The 25,652-nt window shown below is 69.3% G+C and carries 23 protein-coding genes; 9 read left to right on the plus strand and 14 right to left on the minus strand.

From position 1 onward, the window contains the following. The first annotated feature begins 33 nt into the window (after positions 1-33). Positions 34-909 carry a cation diffusion facilitator family transporter gene (locus ABL310_RS02955; protein ID WP_349371983.1) on the plus strand — a complete coding sequence of 292 codons (876 nt, stop codon included), beginning with the start codon at positions 34-36 and terminating at the stop codon, positions 907-909. Positions 910-946: 37 nt separating this feature from the next. Here ABL310_RS02955 and lepA read toward each other — a convergent pair whose 3' ends face one another. Continuing rightward, the gene (gene lepA, locus ABL310_RS02960; RefSeq protein ID WP_349370228.1) at positions 947-2,752 is read right to left on the minus strand and encodes a translation elongation factor 4; all 1,806 of its coding nucleotides are present in this window, start codon (positions 2,750-2,752) and stop codon (positions 947-949) included. 200 nt (positions 2,753-2,952) lie between these two features. Between lepA and ABL310_RS02965 the strand changes: the two genes are divergently transcribed. Next, positions 2,953-3,849 (plus strand): sugar phosphate isomerase/epimerase, encoded by an 897-nt coding sequence (locus tag ABL310_RS02965; RefSeq protein WP_349370229.1) that lies wholly within the window; start codon positions 2,953-2,955, stop codon positions 3,847-3,849. Here the strand turns inward: ABL310_RS02965 and ABL310_RS02970 are convergent, their stop codons facing one another. Continuing rightward, on the minus strand, positions 3,850-4,296 hold the full coding sequence (locus tag ABL310_RS02970) for a YaiI/YqxD family protein (RefSeq protein ID WP_349370230.1): 447 nt from the start codon (positions 4,294-4,296) through the stop codon (positions 3,850-3,852). 98 nt (positions 4,297-4,394) lie between these two features. Here ABL310_RS02970 and ABL310_RS02975 point away from each other — a divergent pair, with 98 nt between their 5' ends. Further along, positions 4,395-5,111 (plus strand): NAD-dependent deacylase, encoded by a 717-nt coding sequence (locus ABL310_RS02975; RefSeq protein WP_349370231.1) that lies wholly within the window; start codon positions 4,395-4,397, stop codon positions 5,109-5,111. A 294-nt stretch (positions 5,112-5,405) separates the two neighbouring features. On the opposite strand, the gene ABL310_RS02980 is transcribed toward ABL310_RS02975, so the two are convergent. The 3 genes from ABL310_RS02980 to ABL310_RS02990 form a co-directional block, all read right to left on the minus strand. Beyond that, on the minus strand, positions 5,406-6,182 hold the full coding sequence (locus ABL310_RS02980) for an ATP-binding cassette domain-containing protein (protein ID WP_349370232.1): 777 nt from the start codon (positions 6,180-6,182) through the stop codon (positions 5,406-5,408). After that, on the minus strand, positions 6,179-7,216 hold the full coding sequence (locus ABL310_RS02985) for an ABC transporter permease (protein WP_349370233.1): 1,038 nt from the start codon (positions 7,214-7,216) through the stop codon (positions 6,179-6,181). Before ABL310_RS02985 ends, ABL310_RS02980 begins: the two co-directional genes overlap by 4 nt. 493 nt (positions 7,217-7,709) lie before the next feature. After that, positions 7,710-8,732 (minus strand): substrate-binding domain-containing protein, encoded by a 1,023-nt coding sequence (locus ABL310_RS02990; RefSeq protein ID WP_349370234.1) that lies wholly within the window; start codon positions 8,730-8,732, stop codon positions 7,710-7,712. Between the two features lie 159 nt (positions 8,733-8,891). Between ABL310_RS02990 and ABL310_RS02995 the strand changes: the two genes are divergently transcribed. Continuing rightward, positions 8,892-10,112 (plus strand): ROK family transcriptional regulator, encoded by a 1,221-nt coding sequence (locus ABL310_RS02995; RefSeq protein ID WP_349370235.1) that lies wholly within the window; start codon positions 8,892-8,894, stop codon positions 10,110-10,112. A 17-nt stretch (positions 10,113-10,129) separates the two neighbouring features. Here ABL310_RS02995 and ABL310_RS03000 read toward each other — a convergent pair. The 9 genes from ABL310_RS03000 to ubiE all read right to left on the minus strand — a co-directional run bounded on the left by ABL310_RS03000 (position 10,130) and on the right by ubiE (position 19,659). Continuing rightward, positions 10,130-11,082 (minus strand): IS630 family transposase gene (locus ABL310_RS03000; protein WP_349368028.1). Its coding sequence is split into 2 segments (ribosomal slippage): positions 10,130-10,740 and positions 10,740-11,082, totalling 954 coding nucleotides; the frame shifts between segments, so codons are not numbered across the junction. 92 nt (positions 11,083-11,174) lie between these two features. After that, positions 11,175-12,644 (minus strand): xylulokinase, encoded by a 1,470-nt coding sequence (gene xylB / locus ABL310_RS03005; RefSeq protein WP_349370236.1) that lies wholly within the window; start codon positions 12,642-12,644, stop codon positions 11,175-11,177. Between the two features lie 58 nt (positions 12,645-12,702). Then, a complete protein-coding gene (locus ABL310_RS03010) occupies positions 12,703-13,125 on the minus strand; it encodes an NUDIX domain-containing protein (RefSeq protein WP_349370237.1) in 423 nt (140 codons plus the stop codon). 3 nt (positions 13,126-13,128) lie between these two features. Continuing rightward, positions 13,129-13,962 (minus strand): hypothetical protein, encoded by an 834-nt coding sequence (locus ABL310_RS03015; RefSeq protein WP_349370238.1) that lies wholly within the window; start codon positions 13,960-13,962, stop codon positions 13,129-13,131. Positions 13,963-13,991: 29 nt separating this feature from the next. Continuing rightward, entirely contained in the window at positions 13,992-15,146 is a 1,155-nt protein-coding gene (locus tag ABL310_RS03020) for a radical SAM protein (protein ID WP_349370239.1), read from the minus strand. Continuing rightward, positions 15,125-15,946 carry an inositol monophosphatase family protein gene (locus tag ABL310_RS03025; RefSeq protein WP_349370240.1) on the minus strand — a complete coding sequence of 274 codons (822 nt, stop codon included), beginning with the start codon at positions 15,944-15,946 and terminating at the stop codon, positions 15,125-15,127. Before ABL310_RS03025 ends, ABL310_RS03020 begins: the two co-directional genes overlap by 22 nt. Continuing rightward, positions 15,943-16,392 (minus strand): hypothetical protein, encoded by a 450-nt coding sequence (locus ABL310_RS03030; protein WP_349370241.1) that lies wholly within the window; start codon positions 16,390-16,392, stop codon positions 15,943-15,945. The genes ABL310_RS03025 and ABL310_RS03030 overlap by 4 nt, the downstream gene beginning before the upstream one ends. Before the next feature lie 926 nt (positions 16,393-17,318). Then, the gene (gene ubiB, locus ABL310_RS03035) at positions 17,319-18,884 is read right to left on the minus strand and encodes a 2-polyprenylphenol 6-hydroxylase (protein ID WP_349370242.1); all 1,566 of its coding nucleotides are present in this window, start codon (positions 18,882-18,884) and stop codon (positions 17,319-17,321) included. Between the two features lie 13 nt (positions 18,885-18,897). Next, the gene (gene ubiE, locus ABL310_RS03040; protein WP_349370243.1) at positions 18,898-19,659 is read right to left on the minus strand and encodes a bifunctional demethylmenaquinone methyltransferase/2-methoxy-6-polyprenyl-1,4-benzoquinol methylase UbiE; all 762 of its coding nucleotides are present in this window, start codon (positions 19,657-19,659) and stop codon (positions 18,898-18,900) included. Positions 19,660-19,801: 142 nt separating this feature from the next. On the opposite strand from ubiE, the gene mutM reads away from it, so the two are divergent. The 5 genes from mutM to dnaA all read left to right on the plus strand — a co-directional run bounded on the left by mutM (position 19,802) and on the right by dnaA (position 25,589). Further along, positions 19,802-20,686: a bifunctional DNA-formamidopyrimidine glycosylase/DNA-(apurinic or apyrimidinic site) lyase gene (gene mutM / locus ABL310_RS03045; protein ID WP_349370244.1), complete on the plus strand. Its 885-nt coding sequence runs from the start codon at positions 19,802-19,804 to the stop codon at positions 20,684-20,686. 305 nt (positions 20,687-20,991) lie between these two features. Next, positions 20,992-21,765 (plus strand): enoyl-CoA hydratase, encoded by a 774-nt coding sequence (locus ABL310_RS03050; RefSeq protein WP_349370245.1) that lies wholly within the window; start codon positions 20,992-20,994, stop codon positions 21,763-21,765. 8 nt (positions 21,766-21,773) lie between these two features. Beyond that, the gene (locus tag ABL310_RS03055; RefSeq protein WP_349370246.1) at positions 21,774-22,757 is read left to right on the plus strand and encodes a threo-3-hydroxy-L-aspartate ammonia-lyase; all 984 of its coding nucleotides are present in this window, start codon (positions 21,774-21,776) and stop codon (positions 22,755-22,757) included. A gap of 179 nt (positions 22,758-22,936) precedes the next feature. Then, complete coding sequence (rpsT, locus tag ABL310_RS03060) at positions 22,937-23,212, plus strand: 30S ribosomal protein S20 (RefSeq protein WP_349370247.1); 276 nt, start codon at positions 22,937-22,939, stop codon at positions 23,210-23,212. A gap of 868 nt (positions 23,213-24,080) precedes the next feature. Further along, complete coding sequence (gene dnaA, locus ABL310_RS03065) at positions 24,081-25,589, plus strand: chromosomal replication initiator protein DnaA (protein WP_349370248.1); 1,509 nt, start codon at positions 24,081-24,083, stop codon at positions 25,587-25,589. Positions 25,590-25,652: the final 63 nt, after the last annotated feature.

Raw genomic sequence — 25,652 nt, forward strand, 5'->3', positions numbered from 1 at the left:
GGACGAGGGGACTTGGGGCACGTGACGACCGTGATGCGGCTGGCGGTCGGAAGCATCGTCGTCGGCCTGACCGTCCTGGCGCTGAAGTTCGCGGCCTTCTGGCTGACGGGTTCGGTCGCGCTCTATTCCGACGCGCTGGAGAGCATCGTCAACGTCGCCGCCGCGGTGGCGGCGCTCGTCGCCGTCCGGCTGTCCGCCATGCCGGCCGACCGGAACCACCCCTACGGCCACCACAAGGCGGAATACTTCTCCGCCGTGATCGAGGGCGTGCTGATCATCGTCGCGGCGCTCTCCATCGCGCGGGCGGCCTATCTCGCCATCGTCGAGCCGCACGATCCGGCCTTCACGGCGGAAGGCATCGCGATCAACGCGCTGGCGAGCGTGATCAACGGCGCCTGGGCGGCGGTGCTGATCCGTCAGGGCCGCGCCCGGCGCTCGCCGGCGCTCTCCGCCGACGGGCGGCATCTCCTCACCGACGTGGTCTCCTCGGTCGGCGTCCTCGCCGGCGTGATCCTCGCCGCGGCGACCGGCTACGTGCTGCTCGACCCGATCCTGGCCTTGCTGGTGGCCGTGAACATCCTCTGGTCCGGGTGGCAGCTGGTGAAATCCTCCGTCGGCGGGCTGATGGACGAGGCGGTCGCGCCGGAGGCGCTGGAGGCGATCCGCGAGATCATCTCGCGCAACGCCGACGGCGCGCTGGAGGCGCACGACCTGCGCACCCGTCAGGCGGGCCGCGTCACCTTCATCGACTTCCACCTCGTCGTGCCCGGCGAGCTCTCCGTGCTCGAGGCCCACGCCATCTGCGACCGCATCGAGGCGGCGCTCCGGGCCGAGGTGGGCGAGGCGACCATCACCATCCACGTCGAGCCGGAAGACAAGGCCAAGCACACGGGCGTTCTGGTTCTCTGACGGCTGCGCGAGACGACCGCGAGCGCTCGTGAAGACCTCACGAATCCATCTTCAGCGCGGCGATGAACGCCTCCTGCGGGATCTCGACGCGGCCGAACTGGCGCATCTTCTTCTTGCCCTCCTTCTGCTTGTCGAGGAGCTTGCGCTTGCGCGAGACGTCGCCGCCGTAGCACTTGGCGGTGACGTCCTTCCTCAACGCGCGGATGGTCTCGCGGGCGATGATCTTGCCGCCGATCGCGGCCTGGATCGGGATCTGGAAGAGATGCTGCGGGATGAGATCCTTCAGCTTCTCGCACATCACGCGCCCGCGCGCCTCGGCGCGGGTGCGGTGGACCAGCATGGAGAGCGCGTCCACCGGCTCGGCGTTGACGAGGATCGACATCTTGACGAGGTCGCCCTCGCGATAGTCGGTGATCTGGTAGTCGAACGAGGCGTAGCCGCGCGAGATCGACTTCAGCCGGTCGTAGAAGTCGAACACCACCTCGTTCAGCGGCAGGTCGTAGACGACCATGGCGCGCTTGCCGACGTAGTTCAGGTCGATCTGGATGCCGCGGCGGTCCTGGCACAGCTTGAGCACCGCGCCGAGATGATCGTCCGGCGTCAGGATGGTGGCGCGGATCCAGGGCTCCTCGATCGACTCGATCTTCATCACGTCCGGCATGTCGGCCGGATTGTGGAGCTCGACCGTCTCGCCGTCGCGCAGGTTGAGCTTGTAGACCACCGACGGTGCGGTCGAGATCAGGTCGAGATTGAACTCGCGCTCGAGCCGCTCCTGGATGATCTCGAGGTGGAGCAGCCCGAGGAAGCCGCAGCGGAAGCCGAAGCCGAGCGCCGCCGAGCTTTCCATCTCGTAGGAGAAGCTCGCGTCGTTGAGGCGAAGCCGCCCCATGGCCGCGCGCAGGTCCTCGAAATCGGCGGCGTCGACGGGGAACAGGCCGCAGAACACCACCGGTTGCGCCGGCTTGAAGCCCGGCAGCATCTCGGTCGTGGGCCGCTTCGTCTCGGTGATGGTGTCGCCGACGCGGGTGTCGGCCACCTCCTTGATGGCGGCCGTGATGAAGCCGACCTCGCCGGGGCCGAGCTCGTCGAGGGGCTGCATCTTCGGGCGGAAGACGCCGACCCGGTCGACCTCGTAATCCGCGTCCGTGCCCATCATCTTCACGGTCATGCCCTTCCTGAGCACGCCGTCCATGACGCGCACGAGCACGATGACGCCGAGATAGGGGTCGTACCACGAATCGACGAGCATCGCCTTGAGCGGCGCCGCCCTGTCGCCCTTGGGCGGCGGCAGGCGCGTGACGATGGCCTCGAGCACGAGATCGATGTTGAGCCCGGTCTTGGCCGAGATCGGCACGGCGTCGGACGCGTCCAGGCCGATCACGTCCTCGATCTGCTCCTTCACGCGCTCGGGCTCGGCCGCGGGCAGGTCGATCTTGTTGAGGACCGGGACGATCTCGTGGTCGGCGTCCAGCGCCTGGTAGACGTTGGCCAGCGTCTGCGCCTCGACGCCCTGGGAGGCGTCGACGACGAGGAGCGAGCCCTCGCAGGCCTTGAGCGAGCGCGAGACCTCGTAGGCGAAGTCGACGTGCCCGGGCGTGTCCATCAGGTTGAGGATATAGGTCTTGCCGTCCTTGGCCGGGTATTCCAGCCGCACCGTCTGCGCCTTGATCGTGATCCCGCGCTCGCGCTCGATGTCCATCGAGTCGAGCAGCTGCTCCTGCATCTCGCGCTCGGTCACCGTGCCGGTCAGCTGGATCAGCCGGTCCGCCAGCGTCGACTTGCCGTGGTCGATATGCGCGACGATGGAGAAGTTGCGGATGTTGTCGAGGGTCTCAGCGGTCATGGGAATCCGGGCCGGGCGCGCCGTCGCGCGCCGATGAGCTAGCGTGATCGGGAGATAGCAGCGGCGGGGGGGTTCGCCAAGGGGTCGCCGAGGGGAGGGGCGCGAGGCGCGCCGCCGCGGGGGCCTCTCGACGCCGGCCGGTCTTCATCCTGCCGTCATCGCCGCGTGGTCTCTACGCGACCCATGAGGAGGACGGGACGATGACGGAAATTCCGGTCGGGATGAGCGCCGACGTCGCGCGCAGCGACGTCACGGACCTCGCAGCCGAGCTCGATCGCCTGGAGCGGCTCGACGTGGACATCGTCGAGATTCCGCTCCTGTCGCTCGACATGATCGCGCACGGCCGCGTGCTGCCGGGGCCCCTCGCGCGGCTGGTCGAGGCCTGCGCCGGGCGCGGGATCGGCTACAGCGTGCATGCGGCGATCGGGCTGAACTTCTTCAGCGCGCCGGAGCACCTGCCGCTGCATTTCGACGTGCTGCGGGCGTCCCTCGACGTGGCGGCGCGGATCGGGGCGCGGCATCTCGTCATGCACACGGGCTTCTGCTCCGCGCGGGCGGGGGACATCGAGGAGCGCTTCGCCCGGCAGCGCGAGTGGCTCGCCCGCGGCGCCGTCGAGGCGGCCGCGCGCGACTGCGTGCTGTGCGTCGAGAACGTGCCGCCCACCGGAGGCGACATGTACACCGCCGCGCCCTCGCGGCTCGCCCGCGAGATCGCCGCGATCGGCGACGCGCACGTGCGCGCGACGCTCGACGTCTCGCACGGCTATCTCTACGCCGGAGCGACCGGCGCGGACGCCTTCGCCGAGGTCGCGGCCGTCGCGCCGCACGCGCGCCACGTCCACCTGCACGATTCCTTCGGCCGCCCAGGCGATCTCTTCTTCGCCTACACCGACGCCGAGAAGATGCATTTCGGGCTCGGCGACCTGCACCTGCCCCTGGGCTGGGGCGCCATCCCCTTCGAGCGGCTGATGCGCGAGGCGACCTTCGACACGGGCGTCGTCTTCATGATCGAGCTGCCGGAGCGCTTCGCCTGCGAGGCGGCCGCGACCCTCGCCGAGGCGCGCCGGCTGGCGGCTCTGGCGCGGGCGGCCTCGTGATCAGCGCCCGGCCCGCCGCAGCTCCCGGTCGAGCGTCTGCAGGAAGGCGGACCTGTCCCTCGCGGAGAAGGGCTTCGGCCCGCCGGTGACGGCGCCGGCCTCGCGCAGGTCGCTCATCAGGTCGCGCACGGCGCGCGCCATGCCGATCGAGGCCTCGTCGAACACCTTGCCCGTGGGCGAGAGCGCGACCGCGCCGGCCTTCACGCAGCGGTCGGCCAGCGGCACGTCGGCGGTGACGACGACGTCCCCGGGGCCGGCGCGCTCGGCGATCCAGTCGTCCGCGACGTCGAGACCGCCCGGGACGATCACCCGCTCGATGGCGGGGTCTCGCGGGACGGCGAGGAAGGAATTGGCGACGACCTTGACCGTCGCGCCGTGCCGGGCGGCGACCTTGTAGACCTCCTCCTTCACGGGACAGGCGTCGGCGTCGACGTAGACGATGGTCATCGGGCGGCGTCCTTCGTGCTGGCCGGCGTCGGTATCGCGCATCCGGCGCAGGAGGGAAAGGGCTCCCCCGTGGCGCGGCCCTGCGCTAGGCTGGCGCCATGGCCGACCATCCGAAATCCGTTTTCGTCCTCACCGGCGCCGGGATTTCCGCCGAGAGCGGGCTCGGCACCTTCCGCGACGCGGGCGGCATCTGGGCGACATTCGACCCGATGACGCTCGCCACCCCGGAGGCCTTCGCCCGCGACCCCGAGACGGTGCAGGCCTTCTACAACGCCCGCCGGCAGAACCTCGTCGCGGCCGAGCCGAACCCGGCGCACCGTGCCCTCGCCCGGCTGGAGGCCGGCCTCGCCGCGCGGGGCGGGTCGCTCACCCTCGTCACCCAGAACATCGACGACCTGCACGAGCGCGCCGGCCACCGCGAGGTGCTGCACATGCACGGCGAATTGCTGAAGGCGCGCTGCGCGTCGTGCGAGGCGGTCGTCGAGGCCCGCGCCGATCTCTCGACGGCGGATTCCTGCGGCACGTGCGGCCGGACCGGGGGGATGCGGCCGCACGTGGTCTGGTTCGGCGAGATCCCCTTCCACCTCGACGCCATCGAGGAGCGGCTGATGGCGGCGGACCTCTTCGTCGCCATCGGCACCTCCGGCGCGGTCTATCCGGCGGCCGGCCTCGTCGGCGCGGCGCGCCAGGCGGGGATCGCCACGCGCGAGATCAACCTCGAGCCCTCCGACAACGCCTACCTGTTCGACGAGGCGGATTACGGCCGCGCCAGCGAGGCGGTGCCGCGCTGGGTGGAGGCGATGCTGGGCGGGTGAGCGCGGTCGGAGCGTCGCCGAGGGCCTTCGACCGACGCGCCGAACCCTCTCCTTCCCTGTAGGGGAAGGTGGCTCGCCGCGCAGCGGCGAGACGGATGGGGCGCGCGGCACGCGCGTTCGGCGAAGCCGAAATGCGACGGTCGCGACGGCCGCCACCGGGGGGCTTCCGCTGCGCGGAACGCGTCGCTTACGCGCCGCGCCCCATCCGTCACGCCGCCTGCGGCGGCGCGCCACCTTACCCTACGGGAAAGGAAAAGCGGCGCCTTCGTCGGCCGCCGCGAGAGCGCATCGTCGTCACGCCGCCATCGTCTCCGGGGGCTCCTTCGCGCCGGTCATGAAGGCGACCGCATCCGACATGGTGACGTCCCCCGGGCGCACGACGCACAGCCGGCGGCCGAGGCGGTGGACGTGGATGCGGTCGGCGATCTCGAAGACGTGGGGCATGTTGTGCGAGATCAGCACGATGGGCAGGCCCCGGGCGCGGACCTCGAGGATGAGGTCGAGCACGCGCCGGCTCTCCTTGACGCCGAGCGCCGCCGTCGGCTCGTCCATGATCACGACCTTGGAGCCGAAGGCGGCGGCGCGGGCCACCGCCACGCCCTGGCGCTGGCCGCCCGACAGCGTCTCCACCGCCTGGTCGATGTCCTGGATCGTCATGAGCCCGAGCTCGGAGAGCTTCTCGCGGGCGATCCGGCGCATGGCGGCGCGGTCGAGCGCGCCGAGCCATCTGCCCAGCGGGCCGCCCTTCTTGATCTCGCGGCCGAGGAACATGTTGTCGGCGATGGAGAGCGCCGGCGAGAGCGCCAGCGTCTGGTAGACGGTCTCGATCCCGGCGGCGCGCGCCTCCATCGGGGAGCGGAAGAGGATGCGCTCGCCCAGGAGCCGCATCTCGCCCCCGTCGGGCAGGACGGCGCCGGAGAGCGCCTTGATCAGCGTCGACTTGCCGGCGCCGTTGTCGCCGATGACGGCGAGGATCTCGCCGGGATAGAGATCGAAATCGGCGCCGTCGAGGGCGACGACGCGGCCGTAGCGCTTCGTCAGGTTTCGGGCGAGAAGCACGGGCTCGCTCATGACGCGACCTTCCGGATCCACTGGTCGATGGCCACCGCGACGATGATCAGCCAGCCGATGGCGAAGACCTGCCAGAGCACGTCGACGCCGGCGAGGCGCAGCCCGGACTGGAAGACCCCGACGATCAGCGCGCCGATCAGCGCCCCCATGATCGAGCCGCGCCCGCCGAACAGGCTGATGCCGCCGATCACGACGGCGGTGATGGATTGCAGGTTGCCCTCGTAGAAGCTCTGCGGCGAGATCGAGCCGAGCCGCCCGATGGCGGCCCAGGCGCCGATGGCGCAGACGAGGCCGGCCAGCGCATAGACCGAGACCAGCACCCGGTCGGTGCGGATGCCGGCGAGCTCGGCCGCGTCCTTGTCGTCGCCCACCGCGTAGACGTGCCGGCCCCAGGCGGTGCGGTTGAGCAGGTACCAGAGCGCGCCGAAGAGGACGAGGAGCAGGATCGAGCCGAAGGTGAACTGCGTGCCGAACAGGCCGAAGCTCTGGCCGAAGAATTTCAGCGCCGGCGCCTCCGCGTCGATGGCCTGCGAGCGGATCGACTGGGCGCCGGACAGCCACAGGTTCAGCGCGAAGAAGACGTTCCAGGTGCCGAGCGTGACGATGAAGGGCGGCAGCTTGAGGCGCGTCACCAGAAGCCCGTTGAGCGCGCCGCAGGCGATGCCGACCAGCATGCCGAGCGGGATCGCGATCCCGGCCGGGAGCCCGAGCTCGACGGCGAGCTGGCCCATCACCACCGTGGTGAAGACCATGATCGCGGCGACCGAGAGATCGATGCCGGCCGTGAGGATGACGAGGCTCTGCGCCGCGGCGAGGATGCCGATCACCGTCACCTGCTGCATGATCAGCGACAGGTTGAACGGCGAAAAGAAGCGCTCCCCCGCGATGAAGCCGAAGGCGACGAGGGAGAGCGCCAGCACCACGACCGGCACCATGGTCGGGTAGGCGTGCAGGAAGGCCTGCACGCGCCCGAGCGCGGTGCGCTCGCGCTTGAACTGCGCGGGGCCATCGGCCGTGGCGTCGGGGGGCTGCATGCGTCGCTCTCGTCCTCGTTCGGGTTTACCGACTTGGCGTGGCGAGCCGCATCGAGGTTGCGCCTAGCCGCCACGCCCCGCCCTCGACCCCTCTCCACGACGGAGAGGGGAGAAACGGGCGCGGACCGCATTCACGTCTCGTGAGGCTTGCCGCCATGCGTTCGTGAAGGGCGCGACCTGCGCCCCCTCTCCCTGTGCGCCCGTCGATCCGTACATCGTCCCGCGCCGTCGAGCGCGCGCACCTTCTCCTTCCCTGTAGGGGAAGGTGGCTCGGCGAAGCCGAGACGGATGGGGCGCGCGGCACGCGCGTTCGGCGAAGCCGAAATGCGACGGTCGCCCCCGGACGCTACCGGGGGCTTCCGCTTCGCGGACCGCGCCTTCGGCGCGCCCCATCCGTCACCGCGCCTTCGGCGCGGCGCCACCTTCCCCTACAGGAAGGAAAGACGACGCGCCGCTCGTCCGCGCAACCGGCTCGCCCGTCGGCGCTACGAAATCACCCCCAGCAGCGCTCGAGGCCCTCCTCGGCGGTCATCGACTCGATGCCCTCCACCGGCGCGTCGGTGACGAGCTCGACGCCGGTGTTGAAGAAGTCGAGGCCGGGCGAGGGCTCGGGCAGGGTGCCGTCCTCGGCGTATTGCGCGATCGCCTCGATGCCGAGGGAGGCCATCAGCAGCGGGAACTGCATCGACGTCGCGCCGATGATGCCCTCCTCTACGTTGCGCACGCCCGGGCAGCCGCCGTCGACGGAGACGACCATCACGTCACCCTCGCGCCCGACGGCGCGCAGGGCCTCGTAGGCGCCGGCCGCCGCGGGCTCGTTGATCGTGTAGACGACGTTGAGGTCGGGATGCGCCTGAAGCAGGCTCTCCATGGCGGCGCGCCCGCCTTCCTCGTTGCCGTTGGTGACGTCGCGGCCGACATAGCGCGGGTCGTCCTCGTCGCCGATCATGTTCGGGTCCTTCACGTCGACGCCGAAGCCCTCGAGGAAGCCCTGGTTGCGCATGTAGTCGACCGTCGGCATCATCGCGTTCAGGTCGAGGGAGACGATCTTGGCGTCCGCCGCCGCGTCGCCGAGCTGGGCGGCGGCCCACTTGCCGATCAGCACGCCGGCCTGGCGGTTGTCGGTGGCGAAGGTCGCGTCCGCCGCGCTCGCCGGCTCGAAGGGCGTGTCGAGCGCGATGACGAGGATGTCCTGGTTCCGGGCCTGCTCGACGAGCGGCACCAGGCCGGCGGAATCCGAGGGCGTGATCAGGATGCCCTTGGCGCCCGCCGCGATGCAGGACTCGATCGCCTGGATCTGGCTGTCGACGTCGCCGTCGATGCGCCCGGCATAGGACTGGAGCTCGATCCCGTGCTCGGCGGCGGCGGCTTCCGCGCCCTCGCGCATCTTCACGAAGAACGGGTTGGCGTCGGTCTTGGTGATGAGGCAGGCGGTGGTCTCCTGCGCGGCCGCGGGGACGGCCGTCAGGGCCGCGCCGGCGACGCCCGCCAGCGCGAACGCGATCGTCTTGCGCATCGTGTCTCCTCCCGGTGTTCTTGCTCGGCCGTCGCAGGCGGCCGTGCACCGAGTGCACACCGTCGGTTCTCGGCTGTCAATAACTAAATCAATGTGAATTATTAATTGACCGACGGTGCGATGCTGCGGCATCCTGCCGCCAAGGAGAGACGCGCGATCATGCGGGCCGACAGCACGACACGCGAGCCGGCGGCGCTGCACCGGGGCTCGAACCAGGCGGGCGTTCGCGCCTACAACGAGCGCCTCGTGCTCTCCCTCCTGTGGCGGGCCGGGCCGCTGACCAAGACCGAGATCGCCCGGCTGACGGGACTGTCGGCGCAGGCCGCCTCGGTCATCGTGCGTCATCTCGAGGCGGACGGGCTCCTGCGCCGGGGCGCGCCGCAGCGCGGGCGCGTCGGCCAGCCCTCGGTGCCGATGTCGCTCGACCCCGACGGCGCCTTCGCCATCGGCGTCAAGATCGGCCGGCGCTCGACGGACGTCGCCCTGATCGATCTCGCCGGGACGGTGCGCGCGCACGAGGCGATCGGCTATCCCTATCCGAGGCTCGAGCCGGTGCTCGCCTTCGTGGAGAGCGCCTGCGCCGGCCTCGTCGCCCGACTCGGCCCGCGCGCGGACCGGCTCGCCGGCGCGGGGCTCGCCATGCCCTTCGACATCTGGAGCTGGAGCGAGGTCGTCGGCGCGCCGGCGGGCGCCATGGACGATTGGCGCGCGGCGGACATCCGTGGGCTGCTCTCCGTGCGCCTGCCGTGCCCGGTCGCCCTGCACAACGACGCCACGGCGGCCTGCGCCGCGGAGATGCTGTTCGGCGGCGCCGAGCGCTTCGGGGACGTGCTGACGATCTTCGTCGGCACCTTCGTCGGCGGCGGGCTCGCGCTCAACGACGCGCTCTTCGCCGGGCGCGCGGGCAACGCCGCCGCCATCGGCTCGCTGCCCCTGCGCGGCCCGGACGGGCGCCCCCGCCAGCTCATCGACGAGGCCTCGCTGTTCCAGCTGGAGCGCCGGCTCGTCGCGGCGGGCATCGACACGGCGGGCCTGTGGCGCGGCGAGGGGGACTGGGCCGGGTTCGAGCCGCACCTGACGGCATGGATCGACCAGGCCGCCGCGGCCCTCGCCATGGCAGTCCTGTCGGCGGCGGCGCTGGTCGAGATCGAGGCCGCCATCGTCGACGGCATCTTCCCGCCGGCCGTGCGCGACCGGCTGATCGCGGCGATCGGCCGGGAGATCGCCCGCCTGCCGCAGACCGGGCTCGCTGCCCCGTCCCTGCGCCCCGGCCGGATCGGCCGCCTCGCCCGCGCGCTCGGCGCGGCGGGGCTGGCGCTGTCGGAGCGCTACCTGATCGACCAGAACACCCTGATGCGGGCCAAGGCCGGCTCGGGATGATGCTCTAGAGCAGATTCTCACCACTCGGGTTCATATCCTGCTGCGGTGAAGAAGTTCGCGCATTCCTCTGGCGGGAAGGCTTCGATGGCGTCGGCGACGGCGCTCCAGAGGGCGTCGCGCGTCCGGGCGGCGACCTTCCTGAGCAGGGCCTTCAGCTTGGCGAAGGCGTTCTCGATGGGGTTGAAGTCCGGGCTGTAGGGCGGCAGGAAGCGCAGCTCGGCTCCGGCCGCCTCGATGGCCTCGCGCACGGCGGGGGTCTTGTGGCTGGCGAGGTTGTCCATGATCACCACGTCGCCGGGGCTCAGCGTCGGAACCAGGACCTGCTGGACGTAGGCGAGGAAGCTCGCCGCGTTGATCGCGCCGTCGATCAGCATCGGCGCGTCGATCCCGCCGATCCTGAGCCCGGCCACGAAGGTCGTGGTGCGCCAATGGCCGTGAGGGATGCCGGCGCGCAGGCGCTCGCCTTCGGGGGCGCGGCCCCGCAACCGCGCCATCTTGGTGTTGAGCCAGGTCTCGTCGATGAAGATCAGCCGCTGCGGGTCGAGCTCGGGCTGCTCCTCGAACCAGGCCTCGCGGGCCGCGGCGACGTCGGCGCGGTCCTGCTCGCTGGCGTGGCCGGACTTTTTTTGAACGTCAGGCCGTGGCGGCCGAAGAAGCGGTGCACCGTCGAGGGCGCGAAGCGCTCGCCGTGCTCGCGCTCGAGCCGCTCGGCGATCTCGACGAGGGTGAGATCCGGCGCCTCCTCCACCATCGCGAGGATGACCGGGCCGAGCGCCTCGATCCGCCCGGACCGCGTGTCGCCGCCTTGCGCCCGCGGCGCGACCGAGCCCGTCTCGCGCCGAAGGTTGAACCACTTCACCGCCGCGGACGGCGCGATCCCGAAGCGGTCCGCCGCGGCCCGGCGGCTCATGCCGGCATCGACCGCAGCGAGGACGCGCTGCCTCAGATCCATCGAGAGGGGCTTCGTCATGGCGGCTGGCCTCCTCCGCCAGCCTCTACCGTGAATCACGAACTGGCCTCGAAGGGAATCCCCCGCGCGATTCCATCAGGAAGCGATCTGCTCTAGCCCCTGAATTCCTCCCGCAGCGCCCGGTACAGCGCCCGCCAGCGCGGCAGGCGCTCCGCATAGGCGTCGCGAAGCGCCGGATCGGGCGGCGTCACGTCGAGGACCGGCGGCGGCGTCGCGATCTCGGCGAGGGGCGCGCCGGTGGCAGCGGCGAGGGCGAGCCGCGCCGCGCCGAGGGCGGGGCCGGCCTCGCCGCCGCGGGTGCGCGTCAGCGGCGCGTCGAGGGCGGAGGCGAGGAGGCGGGCGAGAAAGGGGCTCCTCGCCCCGCCGCCGATCAGCCCCGCCGCAGGCACGGCGACGCCCGCGGCGGCGAGCGCGTCGCGCCCGTCGACGAGGGAGAGCGCGAGGCCGTCGAGGACGGCGCGCATGATCTCCGCCGGGCCGGCCTGCGGGTCGAGGCCGACGAGCGCGCCGCGGGCGTGCGGGTCGTCGTGGGGCGTTCGCTCGCCGGCGAGATAGGGCAGGAATAGCACGCGGCTCGGGCCGATCGTCTCGCGCTCGGCGGCGGCGAGGGCGTCGGTGACGGGGAGGCCGAGGAGCTTCGCCGCCCAGCCGATCACGCTCGCGCCGTTGAGCAGCGCCGCCATGGCGAACCAGCGCTCCGGCACGCAATGAGCGAGCGCGTGGACGAGGGCGTCCGGCGCGGCGCGGTAGGCCGCGCTCGACACGAAGATCTGCGCCGAGGTGCCGAGCGAGACGAAGGCGTCCGCCTCTCCCACGGCGCCGATCCCGACGGCGCCCGCCGCGACGTCTCCCCCGCCGCCGGCGACGATCACGCCCTCGGGCAGGCCGAGCTCGGCGGCGAGCGCGGGGCGGACGACGCCCGTGGCCTGCGTGCCTTCGACGAGGCGGGGCAGGCGCGCGCGGTCGAGGCCCGTGGCGGCGAGGGCCGGGTCGCACCAGTCCCGGCGCGCCTCGTCGAGGAGCCAGGTCCCGGCGGCGTCCGACATGTCGGTGGCGCGCTCGCCGGTGAGGCGCAGGCGCAGGTAGTCCTTCGGTAGGAGGACGGTGCGGATGCGGGCGAAGGCTTCGGGCTCGTGGCCGGCGAGCCAGGCGAGCTTCGGCGCGGTGAGGCCGGGCATCGGCTTGACGCCGACTTGCGCCGCGAGGTGCGGGTGGTCGGCCGCCAGCGCCGCGGCTTCCTCGTGCGCGCGGCCGTCGTTCCAGAGGATCGCCGGGCGGATCGGGCGGTCGGCGGCGTCGACGAGCGTCGCGCCGTGCATCTGGCCGGAGAGGCCGATCGCCCGGGTGGCGGCGTAGGCGTCGGGCGCCTGGGCGCGCAGCGCGGCGAGGGCGGCGAGGGTCGCCTCCCACCAGGCGTCCGGGTCCTGCTCCGACCAGAGCGGGCGGGGGCGCTGGGTGTCGAGAGGGATCTCGGCCGTGGCGAGGATGCGCTGGCCGGCATCGACGAGCACGGCCTTGAGGGCGGAGGTGCCGAGGTCGAGGCCGATGGTGGTGGGGTTCATGACGCGAAGAGCCGCTCGGCTGGAGAGGGCACGGCGGGCGCCGATCTTCCGGTCGCCGTCAGGCCTCCGAGAATGCGACGAAACCGTCCTCGGACGCCAGCGCCGCGGCCACGTAGGGAACGATCTCGGACCGCAGATCCTCGGGGCGCGCCCAGACCAGCTCGGAAATCTTGTCCGGCTCGCGGATCATCGGCTCGTGTGGCAGGCGCCCGGCCACGAAAAAGAAATCCACATAGGTGCGATCCGGCAGTCTTCTGTGGACGACGACGCGAAACGCGAGCTCATCGGGCACGAGCCGCACCCCGATTTCCTCCTCGACCTCCCGCACGAGCGCCGTGCGTGGACATTCTCCGTCCTCGACATGGCCCGCCACGCAGCTCAGCCACCCCGGAAAGTACCGCGTGCCGGCCCGCCGGACGAGCAGGTGGGCGCCGTCGATCGTGTGGACCAGATGCGTCGAGGCGACGAGGGGGAGAGGCATGATTCAGACCTGACGGCGCCGCGGCTTCGCAGGGGGACACAAAAACCACGCTGCATAAAGGCATGTCAACATGCCAACCCAGACGACCTCCGCCACGCCCACGTGCCGGCTCGCGATCATCCCGTAGACCAGGACGACGACGAGCGGGCTCGCCACCCGGTACAGGTTCAATTCCAGAAACGACACCGAACGATTGGCCATGTAGAAGAGCTTGTGCGAGAGAGAGAAAATGGCGCCGGCCGCGATCGGGAGGAGCGCTCCATCCGGGCTCGGCACACCCGCATATGCGAGCAGCGCCAGCAAAGCCACGAACGCCGACTGTGCATTGACACGGACCGCTTGCGCCTTGAAGGCCCAACTAAGGGTAGTATAATAGACTGCAAAACAAAAGTACGCGAGGACGCAGAGAACGACTGCGTTGCGTTGTTCTGTCACTATTCCGACTTCGGTCAGAGGCTGTAGACTCACCACAATGAGGACGCTCGCAAGCGCGAGCTGACGACCCGAGAAGCGCTCCCCGATTGCGAAGATCGCCAAAAGGGCGCAGAATGGAAGGTAGAGGCGGCCGAGTGCGGCGAGATCGACGCCATCGAGCGTTCGCGCGCTCGCGAATAAACACAAGTTACCGAGACAGAAGCTCACCACCGCTATCATCAGGGGGCCGGGCGCGCCCACGGTCTGCGTCGCATGCGCGCCGGCGGTCGCCCACAACCTGTCGACCAGCCCGAAGAGAAGGCAGGCCGCCAGGAAGAAAAAGGCGTACCCGCCGGCTCCCGACTCCTTCGTTCCGAAATCGTGGAGAATGGCGACGCCGCTGCCCAGAACTGCGGAACTCATGCCGAGAGCGCGGCCGCGGAGCGAAGGGATCAAAACGCATACCTCTGCGCCTCAGTATCAATCGAATTGCGACCGGAACTCTCGATGAACGCGGTAAAGTCGAACTTTCGATAGACCTTCTGCATTTCTCGTCCGATGGCGAGGATGTCCTCGGGGCGAGGGCGCGGATAGGTCTCGAAAATCGATCCACGTCCGGGGTGGAACACGGCGATGGCCGGAACGACGCCTTGCTCGCCGAACCGCCACATGGCCTCCACCACGCTCTCCACCGGCTCCAGGCCGGCCACCAAGCCGACGTACACCCGCCCGGGTCCGAGAACGCCGACCGCCGCGGAGTAGGCGTCGAGGAAGCGGTCGCGACCGAAATCGCGGTGCTTACCCGGGCAGATCTCGGCGAACAGCTCGGGGTCATAGATCTCGAGACTCATGGCGAGGCGGTCGACGACACCGTGCAACGGCTTCATGAGCTCGAAGTCCTTAGGTGGCATGGCGATCAAATGGTTGGTCAACCGCCCCCCAAGAAACTCGCGGTTCACCTCGGCGAGCGCCACGGCGAGGCGTGTCTGATTGCCGAACCCGCGGTCGTAGTTCCGAGCGTTGCCACCGTTGATCAGAGTGCGGACGACGCGATCACCGTCGAGCTCCGCCGAGAGGCGAACCGCCTCTTGAGCAAGGCCAGGCAGCACCTTCATTACGTGGTCGGTTTCCTCGCGCGCAGGCCCGAGAGAGCAGAACCGGCACTGTGTCCCTTCATCGAAGTAGTAGCAATGGCCGGGGTTGAAAAATCCCAGCGTGGTTTCGCCGTAATACGTGGCGACTTCCTTGAAGGGGCGGCCATTGCTGAGATCGAAGGCGTACGCCTTCGGCTCAAGCGGAAAGCGAATTTGGAATGCCGTATCTTTGCGTGTATCCAACAGATACGGACCTTCTTCTGATATGGAAAGCTGATACGGCGAACTCGGCACGAAATTCGCCGAGCAGATGGTGCCGTCCTTGAGCCTGAACTCCTGTGGGACCTTGGTCGTGCCGAACTGGGCGAGATCGCTGTTGCCGTAGGCCCGGCGCTTCCCGATCCAGTCCGGCCGCGCGGCATAAGCCGGCAGAAATCCCTCGGCATAAGCAACGCCGTTGCACAGAACGTCGACTTTCAGCTCGGCATAGCTCAGGACATCTGAATCTGACATAGCTGCTCCCCAAGTTCCTTGGTAGCGGCGACCGCTACGTTGTATCGTCGATCGAGATCGGAGGTCAGGTCCTCGTCCGTCAGCAACGCTTGCTCGGCGCGATCGAAAACGAAGCCGCCGCTCTCTCTGACGACGAGTGCAGCAGCGGCCACATCGCATACCTTGTGTCGCGCGCCGTCGATGAGATCCACGAAGCCGTCGAGTTGACCGCTCGCGATCAGGCAGGCATCGAGAGCCAAACACGATTGCGACCTGATCTTCGAAGGTCGGCTGCCGCCGAGGCGCGCGCCTGCCATCACCGAGCACCACGAGGACCCCAGCGTCCTGCACCTGCTCGCTTCGGTGCGCCGCCACGCGAGGCTCGTCTTCTTGAAAGCGCCGCCCCCTCGAAGGGCGACGTACGCGCTCTGTCGCGCGATATCCATCACCCATGAGAAGACGATTTGACCATCCTCGATGAAGGCCGCACTCGCCGCTATGCTCGGGTAGCCGTTGGTCAGATTATGTGTCGCGTCGATCGGGTCGACGAGGCAGAGGCTCGAGGCGTTTCCTGCGTCGCCGGGGCGGATGTCCTCCTCGAAGACGAGCGTGTCAGAGCAGCACGGCGCCAGCTCGCGAATGAAGACGTCCCGAACGCGCAGATCGTACTTCGTGACCGCATGTCCATTCTGCATTGCTACTTCGAGTTGATCTTTTGCCACAAACGACAATTCCGAGAGCCATAACCTCGTCAGCGTGTGCTCTACGCGCTCCAAGGCGGTCTCGATGGCGCCGAAGCGCGTGTCGCCGAAGAGGATCATTGGTTGGCCTTCCGCCAGAGAGCGTAGTGCCAGGGCCCACCGCTGCGGCCGTCGAAGTACGACACGTCGAGCAGCGCGCCGCCGAACACGACGTAGTCGCAGCTCTCGACGCCTTCGAGGGACTTGGGAAAAAGGCCTACTTTGATCACTCGTGCGGCGGGATAAAGCTTCGACATCCGCTCTGCAGCGAGGCGAAGCGATCCGCCCGAATAGACCTTATCGACGACGACGATGCACTCCGGCTGGTCGGAGCTCCTGAGACCGAAATTGATCTGCACGTCGCTTTCGCGATTGCGCAGTAGTGCGTTCGCATCATTCTGCAGATGAAACTCGACGAAAATCTTCGGCTTCAGACACCCACTCTCCATCATCGCGAGCGAAATCGCCAACCCGCCCCCGAGGACGTAGCAGTGCGCATCGCCCAACGACGCGATCTGGCTCCACACTCGATGAAGCCCGTATGTCTCTCGCAAGCCTAGCGTCCGACAGCGCATCCATGTCCCGGGCTCCATATAGCGGCTATACATGAACGCAAATTCATTCATGAAATACTGGGATTCGCTCGATAAGTGTCTCACGTGTAGAGACTTGTGACAGAATCTATTAGAATTTCTCTTCCGGTTATTGACATTCAAATGACTTCCTATGATTTCCGCCTTACACTGGCGTAGATACGAAATGTCTTCTCCCGATATACAGACTTCCGGCAGCAGGTCGTCACCAGCGATAAGAGCTATATTTGGATCCTTGTCCACTCGTATTTTTGTCTTCTCCTTCAAATTTTCAAAGACATTTATCGTCTCCTCGCAACCGAGGTGAGACCAAATTTCGTCGGGATTGGACAGATCGAAAATCCGAACCTCCGGGTGCCGCAGGACGAGCTCGATGCTCTGGATTTCGGAGCCGAGCACCATGAAGTCTTTGGCATGTGGAACGCTTGAGGTTCTAAGTCCCGTCAAAGTCCTATTACAATGGCTATTGCTGACAATAATCATGTTTTCGGATTGAACCGCGCGTCCGAAGCAACCCCGACCGTTCATAAACCGTCCCCTCGCTTATCCAGCGCAACAATCAAAATCAGTCGATTTTGAGTTGCAAGCGTGAAGATCGTTCGAGGAGAGAGGAAATTCGCCGGCAACATTGTAGATCCGGATATCATCACGTTGCCGGCAAAGTATTGGAGAAATTTCATCTTCAGCGCGCGCGATCCTCGACGCGCCGCGGCTCGTCGGCGCACGAGCACGTCAAGGCAGTCCGCACAGGCTCATCCACCAGCTCGGCACTGCCGGAAAGAGCGCGGAACGACTTGACCATATGCTGTGACCACCTCGAGATGTATCGACCAAGCGTCTCCGGCGCGACACGCAAACTGTCAAAACAACCCCAGCACCAGCGCGATCGCGATCACCCACACCCCAACCACGATCGCCCTCCCCCGCCCCGCGGCGGCCTCGCCGGCGCGCTCGATCGAGGACGGCGCGAGCGCGATGCCGCGTTCCGTGCCCTGCTCGAGCTGCACCAGCAGCCGCTCGGCGCGCACGGCCATGTCGGGCAGGTCCTGGAGCACGCCGAAGAGGGTGCGCGCGCCGCGGCCGACGTCCTCGATCTTGCCGATGGGGCCGAGATTGCGCTCGATCCACTCGCGCACCACGGGCTCGGCGATGGTCCACATGTCGAGATGCGGGTCGAGCCGGCGGGCGACGCCTTCCACCACCACCATCGTCTTCTGGAGCATGACGAGCTCGGTGCGCGTCTGCATCTCGAAGATGGCGGTGACCTCGAAGAGCAGCGCCAGCACGCGGGCCATGGAGATCTCGTCGGCGCGCCGGTCGTGGATCGGCTCGCCGATGGCGCGGATGGCCTGGGCGAAGTCGAGCACGGAATGGCGCGGGGGCACGTAGCCCGCCTCGAAATGCACCTCCGCGACCTTGACGTAGTCGCGCTGGATGAAGCCGAGCAGGATCTCGGCGAGGAAGCGCCGCTCCCGGTGGCCGAGCCGGCCCATGATGCCGGTGTCCACCGCGGTGAGGCGCCCGCGCTTGTCGACGAAGAGGTTGCCCGGGTGCATGTCGGCGTGGAAGAAGCCGTCGCGGATCGCCTGGCGCAGGAAGCTCTGGATGACGATGCGCGCCAGCGCCACCCGGTCGTGGCCGGCGGCCTCGATGTCGTCGAGCTTGTTGAGCTTGATGCCGTCGATCCACTCGAGCGTGAGCACCTCCCGGTCGGTGAGGTCCCATTCGGGCTTGGGCACCCGGAATTCGAAATCGTCCTTGGTGTTGTCGGCGAGCTCGGAGAGGGCGGCGGCCTCGAGCCGCAGGTCCATCTCGATCACGACCGAGCGGGCGAGCGTCTCGACCACCTCGACCATCCTGAGGCGGCGGGCTTCGGGGGCGTAGCCCTCGAAGACGCGCGCGGCGAAGCGCATGTCCTGCAGGTCCTGGGAGAAGCGCTGGCGCACGCCCGGGCGCACCACCTTCACCGCCACCACCTGCTCGCCGCCCTCGGGCGTCTTCATCACCGCGCGGTGGACCTGCGCGATCGAGGCCGCGGCGACGGGCTCGCCGAAATGCGAGAAGATCGCCTCGAGCGGGCGTCCGAGCGCCTCCTCGACGACGCGCACCGCCTCCTCGCGCGGGAAGGGCGGCAGGCGGTCCTGCAGGCTCTCGAGGTCGCGCGCCGCCTGGAAGCCGACGATGTCGGGGCGCGTCGCCAGGAACTGGCCGAACTTGACGTAGGACGGCCCGAGCCGGGTGAGCGCCGCCGAGAGCCGGCTCTCGGAGGAGCCTGCATCGCGCCGCTCGATGACGCGGGCGAGCCTGAGCCCGAGCCGCGGGAGCGGCGGCAGCACGGAGGGGTCGACGAGGGCCAGCGCGCCCTCGCGGGCGAGGACGTAGCCGGCGCGCGCCGCACGCAGGATATGGACGAGGCTACCGATCACGAGAGGACGCCCATCAGATCTTCCAGCCCGAATGCAGGCGCACGATCCCGCCGGTCATCGGCCGATGCGTCACCCGGCGGAAGCCCGCCTCCTCGATCATGTCGGCGAAGACGCCGGGCGTGGGGAAGCGCCGGATCGATTCGACGAGGTAGCGGTAGCTCTCCGCATCCCCGGTCACCGCCTTGCCGATGCGCGGGATGACGTTGAAGGAATAGGCGTCGTAGATCCGGTCGAAGCCGGGGATGTCGGGCTGGGAGAACTCGAGGCACAGGAAGCGCCCACCGGTCTTGAGCACGCGATGCGCCTCGGCGAGCGCCGCCTCGATGCGCGGCACGTTCCTGATGCCGAAGGCGATGGTGTAGGCGTCGAAGCTCTTGTCCGGGAACGGCAGGACCTCGGCGTTGCCCTCGACGAACGTGCAGCGCGAGCCGTAGCGCGCGCCCGCCCGCTCGCGGCCGACCGCCAGCATGTCGGGGTTGATGTCGAAGACCGTGACGTGGGCCGCCGGGCCCGCCTCGTCGAGGACGCGGAAGGCGACGTCCCCCGTGCCGCCGGCGACGTCGAGATGGGCGAAGGGCCGCGTCCGCGTCGGGCGCAGGGCCGAGACCATCGCGTCCTTCCAGGAGCGATGCAGGCCCGCCGACATCAGGTCGTTCATCAGGTCGTAGCGGCGCGCCACCGAGCGGAAGACGTCGTCGACGAGCCCCTGCTTCTCTTCGAGAGGAACCGTCTCGTATCCGAAATGCGTGGTGCTCGAATCGGTGTCGTCCGCCATGCTCTCGTCCGTTCCTCGCGCGCCGCGCGCCGCGTCCGCCGGGAGACATAGCGAAAGAGGCGGCGCGAGGCTATCTGAACTAGGCCGAGAGGCCGCTTTTCCCACCCGCACGCCCCGCCCGCGACGCCGAGTCCCATCGCACATGCCAGAGCTTCCCGAAGTCGAGACCGTCCGCCGCGGGCTGGAGCCCGCCATGGTGGGCGCGCGGTTCACGAAGGTCGAGCAGCGCCGGCCCGACCTGCGCTTCCCGTTTCCCGCGCGCTTCGTCCAGCGGCTGGAGGGCGCGACGGTGCGCGCCCTCTCGCGCCGGGCGAAGTACCTGATCGCGGATCTCTCGACGGGCGAGAGCCTGATCATGCATCTGGGCATGACCGGCCGCTTCACCGTGGAGCTGGCCGACGCCGTGATCACGCCGGGGGAGTTCCATTACGAGCCCGGCACGATGCCGATCCACGATCACGTCGTCTTCCGCTTCGATACGGGGGCGCGGATCACCTACAACGACGTGCGCCGCTTCGGCTACATGGACCTCGCGCCCTCAGCCGAGCTCGCGACCTGCAAGCATTTCGCGGGGCTGGGCATCGAGCCGCTCGGCAACGCGCTCTCCGGCGCGACGCTGGCGGAGCTGTTCCACGGCAAGATCGCCCCGCTCAAGGCGGCGCTCCTCGACCAGCGCCTGATCGCGGGCCTGGGCAACATCTACGTCTGCGAGGCGCTCTTCCGCGCGCGGCTCCATCCGGAGGCGCCGGCGGGGATCGTCGCGACGAAGACCGGCCGGCCGCGGGAGAGCGCGCACCGGCTGGCGGAGGAGATCCGCGCCGTCCTGAACGAGGCCGTCGCCGCCGGCGGCTCGACCCTGCGCGACTTCGCCCACGCCGACGGCTCGCTCGGCTATTTCCAGCACGCGTTCAAGGTCTACGACCGCGAGGGCGAGCCCTGCGCGACGCCCGGCTGCGGCGGGACGGTGGAGCGCATCGTCCAGTTGGGCCGCTCGACCTTCTACTGCCCGCGCTGCCAGAGGCGGTGACATCCGTGAAGCGATCGGATGCGGAGGAGAGATGCCATCCCGGACGCCGAAGGCGATCCGGGACCCGGAACCTCGACCTCGGCTCGAGCGCGCGTGCCGCGCTCGTCGCGCTGCGGCTGGTGACGGCGATGTCGCGCGACGCGGCCTGAAGGCCGCGAAACGAGCGTCGGCGGGTATGGGTCCCGGGTCGCCGTTCGGCGCCCGGGATGACCTCGTTTCGCCCGCACGTCCCCCCGAGTTCGCCCTTGCCGCGCTCCTCCCTCCCCGCTACGCGTAAGCGACCGTCGCACCAGGAGGAGCCCCCGATGGCCTACGAGACGATCCTCACCGAGACCCGCGGCAAGGTCGGGCTCGTCACGCTCAACCGCCCGCAGGCGCTGAACGCGCTGAACTCCACCGTGGTCGCCGAGCTGAACGAGGCGCTCATCGCCTACGATCGCGATCCGGAGATCGGCTGCGTCGTGATCACCGGCTCGGAGAAGGCCTTCGCGGCGGGCGCGGACATCAAGGAGATGGCGGGGCTCTCCTTCCCGCAGACCTATCTCGACGACTTCATCACCTCCTGGGACCAGGTGGCGGAGCGGCGCAAGCCGATCATCGCGGCGGTCGCGGGATTCGCCCTCGGCGGCGGCTGCGAGCTCGCCATGATGTGCGACATCATCATCGCCGCCGACACGGCGAAGTTCGGCCAGCCGGAGATCAAGCTCGGCGTGATGCCGGGCGCCGGCGGCACCCAGCGCCTCACCCGCCTCGTCGGCAAGGCGAAGGCCATGGAGATGTGCCTCACCGGGCGGATGATGGGCGCCGAGGAGGCGGAGCGTGCGGGCCTCGTCTCGCGCATCGTGCCCGCCGACCAGCTGCTCGAGGACGCGCTGAAGACGGCGGAGACCATCGCCTCCATGTCGCTGCCCGTCGCCATGCTGGTGAAGGAGAGCGTCAACCGCTCCTACGAGCTCACCCTCTCGGAGGGTGTGCGCTTCGAGCGGCGCGTGTTCCATTCGCTCTTCGCCACCGCCGACCAGAAGGAAGGCATGCAGGCCTTCGTCGAGAAGCGGCCGGCGAACTTCCAGAACAAGTGAGGCATTGCGTGGACCAGCCGATCGCGCTCTCCCCGCCCACCTATGCCGACGTCGAGGCGGCCGCGCGCCGGCTCGAGGGCGTCGCCCACCGCACGCCGGTGATGACGTCGCGCACCGCGAACGCGCGCACGGGCGCGGAGCTCTTCTTCAAGATGGAGAGCCTCCAGCGCACCGGCGCCTTCAAGTTCCGCGGCGCCTACAACGCCATCGCGGCGCTCGACCCGGCGGCGCGGTCCCGCGGCGTCGTCGCCTTCTCGTCGGGCAACCACGCGCAGGCCATCGCCCATGCGGGCGCGCTCCTCGGCGCGCCGGTGATCGTGGTGATGCCGACGGACGCGCCGGCCATCAAGATCGCGGCGACGAAGGGCTATGGCGGCGAGGTCGTGCTCTACGACCGCTTCACCGAGGACCGCGAGGCCATCGGCCGGCGGCTCGCCGCGGAGCGGGGGCTGACGCTGGTCCCGCCCTTCGACCACCCGCACGTCATCGCCGGGCAGGGCACGGCGACGAAGGAGCTGATCGAGGAGGTCGGCCGCCTCGACCGTCTTTACATATGTCTCGGCGGCGGGGGGCTCACCTCGGGCGGCTGCCTCGCGGCGGCGGCGCTCTCGCCGGGCTGCGCCGTCTACGGCGTCGAGCCGGAGGCGGGCGACGATTTCGTGCGCTCGCTCGCCGAGGGGCGCCCCGTGACGATCCCGGTCCCGAAGACCATCGCCGACGGCGCGCAGACGACGACGCCCGGCGCCTACACGCTCCCGATCGTCCGCGAGACGGCGGCGGGCGTGGTCACCGCCTCCGACGACGCGCTGGTCGACGCGATGCGCTTCTTCGCCGAGCGGATGAAGCAGGTCGTCGAGCCGACCGGCTGCCTCGCGGCCGCCGCCGCCTTCGCAGACGGCGAGGCGGGGGCGCTCGCCGGGCAGCGGGTGGGCGTGATCGTCTCCGGCGGCAACGTCGATCTCGCCCGCTTCGCCGGGCTGATCGCCGGGTGACGGGCGCGCGCGCGGATTCCCGTTGACGCGGGAGCGCGCCGCGACTATACACCCGGCTTCGCGGGCGCGCGCCGGTTTCGCGGCGGGCGACCCATGGGTTCAGCAGACATCAGCCGATCCCGCTGCGCGGCCCGTCCCGGGCTCGCCGGTCGGCGTTTTCGAACGGGGTTGCACCAGCCATGGCCAATACGCCCTCGGCCAAGAAGATGACGCGCAAGATCGCCAAGCGCACGGCGGTCAATCGTATGCGCCGCTCGCGCATGCGCACCTTCATCCGCAAGGTCGAGGAAGCCATCGGCTCCGGCGACGCCTCGCGCGCCAAGGAGGCGCTCTCCGTGGCGGAGCCGATCATCATGCGCTCCGCGCAGAAGGGCGTGACGCACCACAATACCGCGTCCCGGAAGGTGTCTCGCCTCGCCAAGCGCGTGAACGCGCTCGCGCGCGCCTCGGCCTGACCGGCGGACGCCGGCCGGCGCTCGCGCTAAGAATAGCGACAGCATTCGAGGCCCGGCTCTGCCGGGCTTCTTCGTTTTTGCGGGTACGCGCAAGGGTCGCTTCACCCCGCTTCTGCGCATCCATGCGGGCAGATCGTAGAAATTAGCAGGGCTTCATAGTCGAGTGGATACGCAGCGACACGCTCCGTGCTTTAACGTCCGGATCGTGCCGGTTCCGACAACGTTCTGCTTGACTCTCGTCGGCGATTTCGGGGTGGAAATCTTTCCGATACGTCGCTCGAAACGCGCAGATAAAATCTTTAAGCATCAACAGGTTAGGGGGCAAAGGAAGGCGCGGCTCGGAATCGGGGCCGCGGCGGGCGGCGTTTTCGGGTTCCCGCCGGCGCCGAGCGCAGGCTCCGAATCGACCTGCCCGTCGCCGTACACGTGGATAAAACGTTAAAAACCACAGCGACTTAATCCGGGGCCCGGACGAAGCTGTGGACGGGCGGGGCCGCGGAAATCGCACGCGGCGATTCCTTCCTGTTGCGCGCCCCGGGGGGGCTGTGTAAGGTCACGGGACTTCAGCAGCTGTCTGAAGTAACTCTTCTCAATTCAAAGGTTTGGCCTCAGGAGCGGGGGGTACCGACGTGTCTGTCATCGCCACGCAACACGAAGACCGGCAGATGATGACGCACGACGACGGCCCGATCACCATCCTGTAGTCTAGTCCTAGTCGTAATCGACACAATCAAGAACGAGTTCGGCGTCTCCGAGTGCTTGGAGGCGGCGCGGCGCCTGTGCGCCTGCGCGCTGTCCGGACGTGCGGATGCGGGGCAAGCGAGGTCGATCGCGGCGGCGATCGGCGCGCGACGTGAAGGAGGGCGAGATGTTCCACGGGGGCGAGGAGCGCGGGAAGGCGCTCGCGGCGGCGGTCGAGTGCGCAGGGGCGGACGGGCCCCGGCAGGGCGGCTCGAGCGCCGATGCGGCGGAAGCCTGGGGGCGCGTGCGGCGCCGGCTGCGCGCCGAGCTCGGCGAGGACGTCTTCACCTCGTGGTTCGCCCGTCTCGAGCTGGAGGCGGTGGCCGACGGCTGCGCGCGGCTGACCGTGCCGACCCGCTTCCTCAAGAGCTGGATCGAGGCGCATTATCTCGACCGCGTGCTCGACGTGTATCGCGCCGAGGACGGCGCGGTCTCCCGTCTCGCGCTCGCGGTGCGCGGCGCGTCCGTTCGCGAGGCGGGCAAGCGTCCCGAGCCGACCCACGCGGCCCGCGCGGACGCCGGCTCGCGTCGCGAGCCGTCCGCGACCCCGGCGCCCGCCGCGCCGGCGCCGCAGCCGGCCGCCGCTTCCGACACGGACATCGTCGGCGCGCCGCTCGACCCGCGCCTCACCTTCGACAGCTTCGTGGTCGGGCGCTCGAACGCCCTCGCGCACGCCGCCGGAGACCGCGTGGCCCGCCACGAGGGCCCGGCGCTCTACAACCCGCTCTACGTCCATGCCGGCGTGGGGCTCGGCAAGACGCACCTGCTGCACGCGATCGGCCACGCCGCGCGCGCCCACGGCAAGCGCGTGATCTACCTCACCGCCGACCGGTTCATGTACGGCTTCGTCTCGGCCCTGAAGGCGCAGACCTCGCTCGCCTTCAAGGAGCGGCTGCGCGGGATCGACCTGCTGATCATCGACGACGTTCAGTTCATCCAGGGCCGCTCGATCCAGCAGGAATTCGGCCACACGCTGAACGCCCTCATCGACGCCGGCCGCCAGGTCGTCATCGCCGCGGACCGGCCGCCGGCGGATCTCGAGAGCCTCGACGAGCGCGCCCGCTCGCGCCTCGCCGGCGGGCTCGTGGTGGAGGTCGGCGCGCTCGACGAGGACCTGCGCCACTCGATCCTCACCGCCCGGATCTCGGCCGTGAAGGCCGCCCACCCGACCTTCGCCGTCGCGGCGGACGTCGTCGCCTACGTGGCCCGCCAGATCACGACGAACGGCCGCGACCTCGAAGGCGCCGTCAACCGGCTCCTCGCCCACGCGACGCTCACCGGCGCCGCCGTGACGCTGGAGACCGCCGAGACGGCCATCCGCGACCTCGTCAAGAACCGCGAGCCCAAGCGGGTGAAGATCGAGGAGATCCAGAAGCTCGTCGCTTCGCGCTACAACGTCTCGCGCTCGGACATCCTCTCCGAGCGGCGCACGGCCGCGGTGGTGCGTCCGCGCCAGATCGCGATGTATCTCTCCAAGACGCTGACCCTGCGCTCGCTGCCGGAGATCGGCCGGCGCTTCGGCGGGCGCGATCACACCACCGTGCTGCACGCGGTGCGCAAGATCGAGAAGTGCATCGGCGAGGATACCGGGCTCAACGAGGAGGTCGAGCTCCTCAAGCGCATGCTGCAGGAGTGAGGGCGGCGCGGACGCGCCCGCGCCCTTCTGTGCATTGCGACACGGCCGCCCTTGCCTTCGGCG

The sequence above is a fragment of the Salinarimonas sp. genome (genome assembly GCF_040111675.1).
Lineage (GTDB): Bacteria > Pseudomonadota > Alphaproteobacteria > Rhizobiales > Beijerinckiaceae > Salinarimonas.

Coding starts and splice junctions, on each gene's coding strand:
- ABL310_RS02955 (WP_349371983.1), top strand. CDS start 34: ATGCGGCTGGCGGTCGGAAGCATCGTCGTCGGCCTGACCGTCCTGGCG.
- rpsT (WP_349370247.1), top strand. CDS start 22,937: ATGGCCAATACGCCCTCGGCCAAGAAGATGACGCGCAAGATCGCCAAG.
- mutM (WP_349370244.1), top strand. CDS start 19,802: ATGCCAGAGCTTCCCGAAGTCGAGACCGTCCGCCGCGGGCTGGAGCCC.
- ABL310_RS03015 (WP_349370238.1), bottom strand. CDS start 13,962: ATGAGTTCCGCAGTTCTGGGCAGCGGCGTCGCCATTCTCCACGATTTC.
- ABL310_RS02985 (WP_349370233.1), bottom strand. CDS start 7,216: ATGCAGCCCCCCGACGCCACGGCCGATGGCCCCGCGCAGTTCAAGCGC.
- ABL310_RS03010 (WP_349370237.1), bottom strand. CDS start 13,125: ATGCCTCTCCCCCTCGTCGCCTCGACGCATCTGGTCCACACGATCGAC.
- ABL310_RS02975 (WP_349370231.1), top strand. CDS start 4,395: ATGGCCGACCATCCGAAATCCGTTTTCGTCCTCACCGGCGCCGGGATT.
- ABL310_RS02970 (WP_349370230.1), bottom strand. CDS start 4,296: ATGACCATCGTCTACGTCGACGCCGACGCCTGTCCCGTGAAGGAGGAG.
- xylB (WP_349370236.1), bottom strand. CDS start 12,644: ATGAACCCCACCACCATCGGCCTCGACCTCGGCACCTCCGCCCTCAAG.
- lepA (WP_349370228.1), bottom strand. CDS start 2,752: ATGACCGCTGAGACCCTCGACAACATCCGCAACTTCTCCATCGTCGCG.
- ABL310_RS02995 (WP_349370235.1), top strand. CDS start 8,892: ATGCGGGCCGACAGCACGACACGCGAGCCGGCGGCGCTGCACCGGGGC.
- ABL310_RS03050 (WP_349370245.1), top strand. CDS start 20,992: ATGGCCTACGAGACGATCCTCACCGAGACCCGCGGCAAGGTCGGGCTC.
- dnaA (WP_349370248.1), top strand. CDS start 24,081: ATGTTCCACGGGGGCGAGGAGCGCGGGAAGGCGCTCGCGGCGGCGGTC.
- ubiE (WP_349370243.1), bottom strand. CDS start 19,659: ATGGCGGACGACACCGATTCGAGCACCACGCATTTCGGATACGAGACG.
- ABL310_RS03025 (WP_349370240.1), bottom strand. CDS start 15,946: ATGATCCTCTTCGGCGACACGCGCTTCGGCGCCATCGAGACCGCCTTG.
- ABL310_RS02980 (WP_349370232.1), bottom strand. CDS start 6,182: ATGAGCGAGCCCGTGCTTCTCGCCCGAAACCTGACGAAGCGCTACGGC.
- ABL310_RS02965 (WP_349370229.1), top strand. CDS start 2,953: ATGACGGAAATTCCGGTCGGGATGAGCGCCGACGTCGCGCGCAGCGAC.
- ABL310_RS02990 (WP_349370234.1), bottom strand. CDS start 8,732: ATGCGCAAGACGATCGCGTTCGCGCTGGCGGGCGTCGCCGGCGCGGCC.
- ABL310_RS03020 (WP_349370239.1), bottom strand. CDS start 15,146: ATGTCAGATTCAGATGTCCTGAGCTATGCCGAGCTGAAAGTCGACGTT.